The following is a 10152-nucleotide window of genomic DNA, read 5'->3' as shown; positions in this document are numbered from 1 at the left end:
ATTGTCTGGGAACATCCCGAAAAATCCAACCCCTTAATAAGATTTCCCCCTCGGAAAGCAAGGGGGAAAGTGGAAGAAAATTACTGGGAATTTAGAGAAATATGCTTTCTAAACATATTATACGAGGAGGCGTTTGTATGGATAACAGATTAGACTTTATCTTCCGGAGACGCAGCATTCGCAGATTCCACGACAAACCGGTGGAGCAAGACAAGGTCACCGCCTTGCTGGAAGCGGCAATGGCGGCGCCATCGGCTGCCAACCGCCAGCCCTGGCATTTTGTCGTTATAACCGAACGGGAACGCCTAGACAATTTGGCGGAAGTGCATCCGTATGCGAAAATGCTCAAAGAAGCGACACTGTGTATTGCTGTCTGCGGAGAGCCCGCCGTCAGCCTTAGCAACCAAACCGGTGACCGCTACTGGGTTCAAGATTGTTCGGCGGCCATGGAGAACATGCTCATCGCAGCCGCCAACCTGGATTTGGGCGGCGTCTGGCTGGGTGTGCACCCAGTGTTGGACCGGGAAGAAGACATTCGCCGCCAACTCAAGCTGCCGGAAAACATCTTCCCTCTGGGCCTTGCCGCTTTGGGATATCCGGCTGAAGAGAAAAAGGCCCAAACTCGCTATACCGAAGCCAAAGTCCACTATCAGCAATATGGCGGCGCCAATCCCAGCTGTCCCACGGATTAATATCTCCGGCGGTTATTCGATGTAGAGCGGATTGCTTTGGGCAGATCAAGGGACATATTGCCCACATATAGCCTGAGAGGAGATTCCGATGGAGACAAAACAGCTAATTGCTAACCTTGCCGCACGTAACATTCACGCGCAATTTCTCCCCGGCCTGTCGGAGGCAAAGGCGGAGATACTATCGATGTTGCCGGATAATGTCAGCGTCGGTATTGGCAACTCCCAGACCATAAAAGCGATGAACCTCACCGACACCTTGCTGCAAAAGGGCTATACTGTTTATGACAAAACCCTGGCTAGCTCTCGGGAAGAGAGTAAATCACTAAAAAAGCAGGCGCTCCTGGCCCAGTGGTATATCAGTGGCAGTAACGCCATTGCCCTGGACGGCAGGATTGTCAATATTGACCACAGCGGGAATAGGGCCGCGGCCCTGACCTTTGGCCCTGATTATGTAATTATAGTTGTTGGCGTCAAAAGATTACCGAAAGTTTCGAGGCAGCCGTGGAGCGGGCCAGGTTTCAGGCGGCGCCTCAAAACGCACGCCGGGCAGGCTTTAACCCGCCCTGCGCAGAAACAAATATTTGCATCGATGTCGGCATCCCCACCGGGTGTGCAACAATCTATTGGTTATTGAAGGACAGGTAGACCCCCTGAGGATGCGGGTACTAATTGTTGACGAAGAAGCAGGGTTCTGATGAAATATGTCTGCAAGTAAAACACCGGGATTTTTCCCCGGTGTTTTACTGTACCAGCCAAAAGAGCAGCCAGAGCACAAACGGCAGCAGAACCGACGCCACAAATACCAGGCCCGGCCACTGGCGTCGCCGCCATTGCGGTCGGCGCTGACTTTGCCGGTCAAGCACCAGGCGTGTCAGTTTATGTAGTTGTTTCGTGTTCAGACGCGTTGGCAGACGTTGGGTTTTCTCCGCCAGCACCCTGTTTATTTCTTTTGGCGGTATCACTCGGGAACTGGCAAACGAATCATTGTCCAACACCACCAGCCCATAACAAGGTAAATTAAACTTCTCCCGGGCCAACAACTCTGTGACAGCCTGGACTTGCGTGCGGTTCTGGGCCAGAGGATTGGTCATTTCTTTTACTTCGCCGTGTTTGCGGACCAGCCAGGCGCCCGTTTTGCCCGAGCGGATAATCTCACCCTTCTGGGCTTTGGTCTCCAGCACCCAGGCCGCAGCGGGCGTGAGCACCAGGTGATCAATCTGAATTACCGGTCCCCGGGTTTTTAGGGCCAGGTCGTTGACAACCAGCCACTCCCCGGGCAGGCCGGACAATTTTTTCGCCACCGTGCCCTCCAACCCGTGGCCGGCAGCAGTAATTTGATGCTGTATCAGCAGCTTACGGGTATAATAACTCCAGCCCAGGGTGCCGAAAAAAGCCCAGACCGCAAGGTAGAGTAGGACCGACACTTGTCGCTGCCAGGAGAAAAACACTAATAAAGCTGCTGCTGCCAATAATAAGCGGCTCAACTTAAGAACCGGTGGTGTAAGCTTAAAGATTAGTCCCCGCAGGCCGGAATATCGATGGGACCGGAGCACTTTTGCCATGGCGGACACCTCCTGCTAACAAATTCCCCGTCGCAGCCCCCTTTTCCTGCCAACGCCAATTCAGGACGGTTCTCGATTGGCGCCTTATCCTGGAGATTCCGAGAACGCCAATCGAGAACCGTCCTCCGTTGGTCCTCCGTTGGTGCGGTATATTGGCAGAGTTTGTTGAATAATAGTTAAAGCAGGAAATTTATTCTTGAACACCGAAAATAATAGGGGAAGGAGGTTTTTAATATGGCATATTTATTAGACATGTTGCCCTCGGCGCGGGAGGCCGAGGCCGCGGCGATTCTGGGCCAGGCACTGGTCAACCGCAAGGGTAAGGGATTGCCGGGGCGGCGCCAATACGAGGAGATTGAAGTTGTGTCCCGGTTTTCTGTGCCCCTGCGCACCGTGAGCTGGTACCATACCGAACAGGGCTGCCGTTCTTTGGTGGTGGACCCCCAGGGCTTACTGGCCGGCACTGTCCGTTTCGGCCTCACTGCGGCGCAACCGGATCTGGAATTAAGTGATGATCTCAGTGAAGAGGGGTTTCACAGCCTATGTCAGCAACTGACGAAAAAGGCGGTGGATATAAACACTCGCAGCTTGGAAATCGCCGGGCTGGTGATGCCGGTAGATCAAATTCTGCCCTTGTTCAAGGAGGTTGAGTCGGATGTGCCTGGCGCCGAACTGGAGCAGCCGGTGGATGCCGACGAGGTCGTCAGTCAGTTGCGGCAAGAATTGGAGCGCTATGCGGAGTCGGCTGCGGCCTGGCAGCAGGCGCTGGCGGCGATTTATGCCCGCCGGGACCAGCTGACCAGCCAGATTGAGCAGGCGGCCCAGGAGACCCGGGATGGAAGCAGCAAGGCGTTGGAGGACCTGAAGGTGGAGGTGGATGCTGCCATTGCCACCAAGGCCCAGGAAATCGAGGCTGCCTTGGCCAAGAGCAAAGACGAGTTCGCAGACAAGCGACAGTTGTTGAGCAGCGAACTGGAGCGCTTTCAACAGGGATTTAAGGACAACGGCGATGACTATTGGCGTGACCAAATAAAAAGCACCGAACAAAAAATTGCCGAGTTAGACCGTAACCAAAAACAGGCGGCCAAAGACTTGGAGCAAAATCTGGAGCAGTTCCGCAAGCAACAACAGGAGCGGCTGGAAAAATTCAAGGCGGAGCGGGATAAGCGCCTTGCGGCCTTGGAGCAGCGGAGCAAGCGCCTGGATACCACTGTGGCCGGTCTGAAAAATGGTGTCGAGAAGCGGCTGGAATTATTGGCCGCCCAGCCTGACGTGGTCTCGGCCCTGGCGGTGGAACTTGCCCAGGAGCGCTGCGCCAGCGAATTATTGGTCGAATTTTGCGCGGTCCGCTACCCCGGCAACCGTTGGCAGGTGTTTGCGCCCCAGGTGTTGACGGAACCGGGACTGGCCGGCAAGCTCCGGGGCTTGGTTGGTGGCGTGAATCTACCCTTCAAGCCGGCGACAAAGCTTGGTGAAACCCTGGCCGGCAAATTGGAGAAGCAAATTTTTGGCGAGTTCGCCGCCCGTTTGGAAGCACATAATTTGCTTAATCCCGATTATGTCGCCCTGGCCAGGACTGGAATCAGGCAATTGGTTGACCAGGGCAAAGCCGATAAAAAAGCGTTGAAAATTTATGATGAGTATGAGCCGCAGTAGCGGCTCTTTTTTTGTGCACAGGGTTTGATTTTCCCGCATTTTGGGTAATTTAAGTACGTCTCAAACAAAATTGTAAAGGAGCGCAGACATGTTTGTGGGAATTTCAACCCTGATTGTTGTTGCAATCCTGATTTACATCGGGGTGGCCCAGCGGGTATTGGACCGGTTGCGCCTGACCGACCGGGAAGCGCTGCTCTTTATTGCCGCTATGGCAGTGGGCAATATGTTGCCGGAGATACCAATAACCGCCAATGTGGCCGTGAATATCGGCGGCGCTGTTGTGCCTGCGGTTTTGGTCGGCTATTTGCTGGTCCGGGCTGGCACTGCCGGCGAGCGTAATCGCGCGATTATCGCGACATTGGTCGCCACGGCCGCGATATACGGCGCTAACAAATTATTGCCCGCCCACCCCTTTGAAGTGTTACCTGTGGATCCCATGTACTTGTGGGCTGTGATTGCTGCTGCTGCCGGTTATCTGGCCGGACGCAGTCGACGCAGCGCCTTTATTGCCGGTGTCGGTTCGATGATACTGTTTGATGTTGTATCCCGGATTGAAGTGGCGTATATCGGTGGCGAGAGCTCGGTCACCATTGGCGGCGCCGGTTTGTTTGACGGCGTGGTAATCGTCGGCGTTCTGGCAGTGGCCCTGGCGGAAATATTTGGCGAGACCCAGGAACGGCTTCAGGGCGGACCCAGCAAAAACCGGCCCCGCAATCTCAAAAAGGGGCTCAGCGGGCCCAAGGTCGTGCCGCTGCGCCGTGAGAAGGATGACGACGATGAGAAGTAAAGGGGCGTCCAAAATGAGGCAAGTGCTGCTCTTGTTGATGGTTGTCGCTTTGGCTTTACCGGGAGCTGTTATCGCCGAAGAGCAGTCGGCAATAGAAGAGTTTTTTTGTGAGCTGAACTTGACGGAACGGGATGACGGCTCCTTCTACACTTTGGTCGATCAAGAGGGCAATGTGATTATGCGTACCGCCCGGATTGTCCATGAAGGGGACACTTGGATTGGTATTGATAACCGCAAGTTCGAGGTCTACCAGGTGGAAGGAGATACGGCCTATGCTGCCGCGGTGCAAGACCGGGAGGAACGAGGTTCACTAATTAGCCGTATTCAGTCCTTCCTGACCGGCCTCTGGCCCAGCGCCCAACCTGTGCAACAGGACGGAGAGGTTAACCGGCGGGTAGCAGTCTACAATACCCATGGTGCCGAGGCCTATGTTCCCAATGACGGGGTGGAGAGCGATCCCGATGGGGGAGGCATCATCACCGTGGCCGAAAGTTTGGCCCAGGCCTTGGAGGATCAGGGGGTGGAGGTGGCCCAATCCACCGAGACCCATGTGCCCCACGATGCCGGCGCCTATAAGCGGTCCCGGGACACGGTGCAGGAGCTGCTCCAGGAGGGAGTGGATGCCACCATCGATGTGCACCGGGATGCGATTCCCGCCGAAGAGTATCTGGGGGAAGTGGAAGGCCAGGGCGAAATGGTGCAAATCCAGCTTGTGGTTGGGCGTCAGAACCAAAACCAGGGTGTGATTCAGCAATTTGCCGAGGACCTGAAGGCGCTGGCCGATGAAAAATACCCCGGTCTGGTCAAGGGTATTTTCTCGGCCCAGGGCAATTACAACCAGGACATGACTCCCAATTCGATCCTCATAGAGGTGGGAACCCACGAGAACGACCGTGAGGCTGCCCAGGAGTCGGTTGTGCTGTTTGCCGATGTTCTCTCCACATATTTGTATGGTGAGGGCGCGGCGGCCCAGGCCGCTGATGGCGGTGGGCGCAATGCGTTTACCACCATCCTTTGGTTGCTGGCCATTGTCATTGTCGGTGGCGGGATTTTCCTGTATGTCAGCGCCGGCAGCTGGCCCGAGATGAAACGCAAGCTTCAGGGCTTTGCCAAGGGCGAATTCGGCGATTTGTTTAAGACCCGGGTCGATAACAGGGGTAATGACGATGACCCGGACGACCTGAATTAAGTCCACATTAAAAGCCGGTTGGGTTTATCCAAACCGGCTTTTTGCTATTGCAGAAGTTCTTTTAGCTCCGCCACCGACGGAACTTTGCCCGAAAGCACGACCTTCTCATCCAGGACCAATCCCGGGGTCATCATTATATCGTATTCCATGATATCTTTGATATCAGTAACCTTCTCAATTGTAACTTCAAGACCCAATTCTTTGGCTGCCTGCTCAACTCGTTCCGCCAGCACATGACAATTCCTGCACCCGCCGCCTAAAACTTTCGCAATCACTTTATCCCCTCCGCTTCTATCATTTGCCTTTAGTATAGACCACAGTTGTGAGCGAGGTCAAGATTACAATTAGTCATCACGGTTTGTTACAAAAAAATAACATTAGTTGCAATGTGTTTGTTTATCGCATATACTTGTTTACACAAAGTATTGATGTGAATGGAGGGGCGCGATTGGATGACAAGATTATCCGCGAACTGAAGCGGGGCACTTTGGAGATGGTATTGCTGAGCTTGCTCAGTGAGCGGCAACAATACGGCTATCAATTGGTGAGCGCCATTGCTGAGCGCAGCGACGGTCTGCTGACATTGGCCGAGGGTAGTCTCTATCCAGTGCTTTATCGCTTAGAGGACGCCGGCCTGATTGAGGCTCGCTGGGAGACCCAGGGGCGGGGTGTGCCCCGGAAGTATTATTGTGTAACTGAACTCGGCAAAGAAAATTTAGCTGCCCAAAAGGGCCAATGGCAGGCCTTAGTGGTGGCAATGGAAAAATTGCTTGGAGGTGGCTCTTGATGTATCGTAGCTTGGAAATGTATTTGCGGGATTTGGAACGGGAACTGCGTTTGCTGCCTGCAGAGCGGCGGCAGGACATTATTCAACAATTGCGCGGCGATTATGAGGCCAAGATTGCGGAGCAGGGCGCAGCAAAGGTTTTGGGGGCGCTGCCTGTGCCAGCGGAACTGGCCCGAGAGTTTGCGGCCGATCTTCCCCTGAAGCCCGCTGGGCACTTGCGCCGGATTCTGGCCTTCGCCCTTGACATTTTGGTGATGCTTTTGCCGATTCTGGCGGTGCTCTGGCTGTTGGTTCACGCCGTTGCCTGGCAAAGCACACTGGTGTTGGTCCTCGGCATAATGACAATTATAGGAATCATTGTTCTCTACTTCCCTCTTACCGAAGGAATGTTTGGCCGCACAGCCGGTAAGTTTTTCACCGGGCTGCTGGTGACCCGGGAGGATGGACGGCCATGTGGATTTGCCGAAAGTTTTCTGCGCCGGATTCCATTCTGGTTTAACCTGCTGTTAATTGACGCGATTTTTGCCCTGTTTCTTGCTGGCCGTCAGCGCGCCTTTGACCGGGTTGCCAAAACCTTGGTTGTGGAAAATCCAACTAAACCACGACCGTGGATGATCGCTGTGATTACGGTGCTGCTGGTGACGGTGGGTTCTCTGGGCGCGGCTGTTGGGCTGGGGATGTTTGATTGGTTTAGCGGCAGCGTGCCGCCGGTGCCGGGCGACAATGTCAGCGTCCAACAGGCTATGAATCTGGATTTGACGGAATATGGCTTGCAGCGCGGCGAACTGGATTCGAATGCACTCAGCGATGGTGAAGCGCTGTCCGGTCAGTGGGCCGGTCCCGGCAGGGCTGTTCATATCAGTATCTATCGCGGTCCCAGCCCCCGTACAATGTTGGCGATGTGGACCAGCGGCGATTCTCTGCGCATGATGTCCCGGGCAATAAATCTCGTCGACCGTGGCCTCAACCAGTACAGGACCAATAGTCATCATAAATTCGGTTGGTATGATGGCGACTGGGCCGTTTATGTTCAAACCAACAGGGAAATGTTTTCCCCATCAGAGTTCCGCCAGTTGGTACGCTCAATTGGTGAGCAGTTGGCGGAAATGAATTAATGGAGGCAGTAAAATGGTGAAATCTGTGTTAAAGGTCTCCGGTCTTGTTAAGACCTATGGCAAGCTACGAGCCGTAGACCAGGTGTCTTTTGAAGTTAATCAGGGTGATGTCTATGGGTTTCTTGGCCCCAATGGCAGCGGCAAGACAACAACAATCCGCGCGATACTAGGTTTGATCAGCACCGATGCCGGGCAGGTGGAAATTTGCGGCCATAACGTTGCCCGAGAATCGAGTCGTGCCCTAGCCAATGTCGCTCAGTTGTAGAAAATCCCGGGCTCTATCAATACATGTCCGGTCGCAAAAATCTTTACCTATTTGCGGATATCCAAGGGGTGGCGCGAAAGCGGGCCGATGAGCTCTTGGCTTTGGTTGGGCTGGCGGAACGTGCTGATGACAAAGTGAGCAAGTATTCCCTATGAAACAACGGCTGGGCATCGCCCAGGCGTTGCTGGGAGACCCGGCTTTAGTTATTCTGGACGAACCGACTAATGGCCTTGATCCCCACGGTACAGTGGAGATTAGGGAGCTGATTAAACGCTTGTCCACTGAGCATAAAATTACCTTCTTTGTGTCCAGTCATTTGCTCCACGAAGTAGAGCTGATTTGTAACCGGGTCAGCGTTCTCAGGCGCGGTCGGGTGGTTGGAGAAGGTTATGTCCGCGACCTGCTGCGCAGCGAGGGCGCCCAACTGCGAGTCATTGTCAATGACCCTGAGACTGCCCGCGCGCTTTTGGTCGGTCAGTCCTGGATTCAAAATGTGGAACTCGCGGGTGACGTTCTCAATGTGCAGACCGGGGAGGACCGGGCGGCAGACATCAACAAATTATTGGTGCAGAATGATGTATTGGTCAAAGGAATTTCCCAGGTTCCCCGAGTCTGGAGACATTCTTTATGGAAATAACCGCTGGCGAGGAAGGTGAACATAGTGCTTAAATTAATTAAGTGGGAATTGATCAAGCTTGCCCATCAAAAGAAAACCTGTATCGCCGTGGTAATTCTGGCTGCCCTAGCCCTCTTCCTGGCATATGCGTTCAGTGAGTTCACAATGGTGGAAGGCGTTGAAATGGAGGCGGATTTTGATACCACTGCCATTCACCCCCTGCTCTTTCCGGTGCTGTTTTTGGGCGGGATAATCGGTTTGTTCATTCCCTTGTTTGCGGTGCTGGCGGTCGCGGAAATGTTCGCCGGTGAATATTCCGCCGGCACATTAAAAACCTTGTTGGTGCGGCCCCTGGGGCGAACTCGAATCGTTGCCACCAAGCTGGTTGCCGGGTATCTGAATCTCTTGCTGTTGTTGTTCACCGCCAGCGTCTTTGCGCTCCTGGCTGGGTACCTTTTCTTTGATACTGCCAGTCCGCTGGCCCTGCAAACTGTCACCGGGCAGTTGGAGTTTGCTTCTGCCGGCAGCGTCTTGCTCTGGTCTACAGGCTTCATTTTTCTAACTTCTGTGCCGTTGATGGCCTTTGTGGTTCTGATTTCCTTCTTTGCCACCTTGTTCAACAGCACTGCCGGGGTGATTATGGCCGCTCTCGGATACCTGGTTGGCCTGGTCATTTTGGGACAGGTCGGCCTTGAACAGGTTCGCTACTTTCTTCAGGCCGAGCATTTCATGATTGCCGACCGTTTGCTGTCAAGTTCAGTTCCCCTGGCGAACTGACGACACCGTTGCTTGTGATAGCTGTGTTTTTGGTCGGGGGAATTGCCCTGACCCTGATTTCCTTCCGGCGCAAGCAAATTATGCTCTAAATTAAAATGAGGGGTGCTAAAACCCCTCATTTTTGACTTCTAATAATCCAATAGCCGCCGCTTTTATCCACAACTGTGCAATTGCCATATACCGATTCCAGTTTGCGCACAGCCGAAGGCGCACCCTGCTTGCGCTGGATAACCAGCCATAAGTGGCCACCTTCTTCCAGGAAATTATGACTGTCCTCGAACATCTGGTAAATTATCTTTTTGCCGGCCCGAATCGGCGGATTGCTGACAATTGTCGCAAATAAACCTTCAATTTCCGAAAATCCGTCGCTGTGGATGACCTGGGCGTTTAGAGCGTCGTTATCCCGGGCGTTCTCCAAAGCCAGGGCCAGGGCCCGCCGGTTCACATCTGCCATTGTCACCCGACAGTCCCGGTTCAGCCGCGCCAGGCTGACGCCGATTACTCCATATCCACATCCCATGTCCAGAACTTCCCCCTGCAGATTGGGTAAAGTTTTCAGCAGCAGATTGCTGCCGTAGTCGACTTTTTCCCGGGAGAAAACGCCGCTGTCGGTGCGGAAGCGGAAGTTTACACCCTTCAACGAGTAATCGATAATCGCCGTCTGGTGGGCGGCTTTGGGATCGGTGCTGAAGTAGTGGTCATTCAT

General features: G+C 53.9%; 13 protein-coding genes. 10 read left to right on the top strand and 3 right to left on the bottom strand.

Going from position 1 to position 10152, the window contains the following annotated elements:
• Window positions 1-137 precede the first annotated feature (137 nt).
• Complete coding sequence (locus FH749_06665; GenBank protein MTI95157.1) at window positions 138-692, top strand: nitroreductase family protein; 555 nt, start codon at window positions 138-140, stop codon at window positions 690-692.
• Window positions 693-780: 88 nt separating this feature from the next.
• Window positions 781-1326, top strand: coding sequence for a hypothetical protein (locus FH749_06660; protein MTI95156.1), 546 nt, complete (start codon window positions 781-783; stop codon window positions 1324-1326).
• Between the two features lie 106 nt (window positions 1327-1432).
• Here the strand turns inward: FH749_06660 and FH749_06655 are convergent, their stop codons facing one another.
• Window positions 1433-2254, bottom strand: a complete 822-nt coding sequence (locus FH749_06655; GenBank protein ID MTI95155.1) for an NERD domain-containing protein — start codon at window positions 2252-2254, stop codon at window positions 1433-1435.
• A 234-nt stretch (window positions 2255-2488) separates the two neighbouring features.
• Here FH749_06655 and FH749_06650 point away from each other — a divergent pair, with 234 nt between their 5' ends.
• The 3 genes from FH749_06650 to FH749_06640 all read left to right on the top strand — a co-directional run bounded on the left by FH749_06650 (window position 2489) and on the right by FH749_06640 (window position 5886).
• The gene (locus FH749_06650) at window positions 2489-3910 is read left to right on the top strand and encodes a hypothetical protein (protein MTI95154.1); all 1422 of its coding nucleotides are present in this window, start codon (window positions 2489-2491) and stop codon (window positions 3908-3910) included.
• An 88-nt stretch (window positions 3911-3998) separates the two neighbouring features.
• A complete protein-coding gene (locus FH749_06645) occupies window positions 3999-4697 on the top strand; it encodes a DUF1614 domain-containing protein (GenBank protein ID MTI95153.1) in 699 nt (232 codons plus the stop codon).
• The gene (locus FH749_06640; protein MTI95152.1) at window positions 4678-5886 is read left to right on the top strand and encodes a stage II sporulation protein P; all 1209 of its coding nucleotides are present in this window, start codon (window positions 4678-4680) and stop codon (window positions 5884-5886) included. Before FH749_06645 ends, FH749_06640 begins: the two co-directional genes overlap by 20 nt.
• Before the next feature lie 44 nt (window positions 5887-5930).
• Here FH749_06640 and FH749_06635 read toward each other — a convergent pair whose 3' ends face one another.
• Window positions 5931-6161 carry a thioredoxin family protein gene (locus tag FH749_06635; protein ID MTI95151.1) on the bottom strand — a complete coding sequence of 77 codons (231 nt, stop codon included), beginning with the start codon at window positions 6159-6161 and terminating at the stop codon, window positions 5931-5933.
• 173 nt (window positions 6162-6334) lie between these two features.
• Between FH749_06635 and FH749_06630 the strand changes: the two genes are divergently transcribed.
• The 5 genes from FH749_06630 to FH749_06610 all read left to right on the top strand — a co-directional run bounded on the left by FH749_06630 (window position 6335) and on the right by FH749_06610 (window position 9446).
• The gene (locus tag FH749_06630) at window positions 6335-6673 is read left to right on the top strand and encodes a PadR family transcriptional regulator (GenBank protein ID MTI95150.1); all 339 of its coding nucleotides are present in this window, start codon (window positions 6335-6337) and stop codon (window positions 6671-6673) included.
• Window positions 6622-7788 (top strand): RDD family protein, encoded by a 1167-nt coding sequence (locus FH749_06625; GenBank protein ID MTI95149.1) that lies wholly within the window; start codon window positions 6622-6624, stop codon window positions 7786-7788. Before FH749_06630 ends, FH749_06625 begins: the two co-directional genes overlap by 52 nt.
• Before the next feature lie 25 nt (window positions 7789-7813).
• Entirely contained in the window at window positions 7814-8053 is a 240-nt protein-coding gene (locus FH749_06620) for an ATP-binding cassette domain-containing protein (GenBank protein MTI95148.1), read from the top strand.
• Between the two features lie 151 nt (window positions 8054-8204).
• Window positions 8205-8690, top strand: coding sequence for an ABC transporter ATP-binding protein (locus tag FH749_06615; protein MTI95147.1), 486 nt, complete (start codon window positions 8205-8207; stop codon window positions 8688-8690).
• A 3-nt stretch (window positions 8691-8693) separates the two neighbouring features.
• Window positions 8694-9446, top strand: coding sequence for an ABC transporter permease (locus FH749_06610; protein MTI95146.1), 753 nt, complete (start codon window positions 8694-8696; stop codon window positions 9444-9446).
• A 115-nt stretch (window positions 9447-9561) separates the two neighbouring features.
• On the opposite strand, the gene FH749_06605 is transcribed toward FH749_06610, so the two are convergent.
• Window positions 9562-10152: a class I SAM-dependent methyltransferase gene (locus FH749_06605; GenBank protein ID MTI95145.1), complete on the bottom strand. Its 591-nt coding sequence runs from the start codon at window positions 10150-10152 to the stop codon at window positions 9562-9564.

Source organism: Bacillota bacterium, assembly GCA_009711825.1.
Lineage (GTDB): Bacteria > Bacillota > Proteinivoracia > UBA4975 > VEMY01 > VEMY01.
Note: the sequence above shows the minus strand (reverse complement) of the source record. Positions and strands in the feature narration are given on the sequence as shown.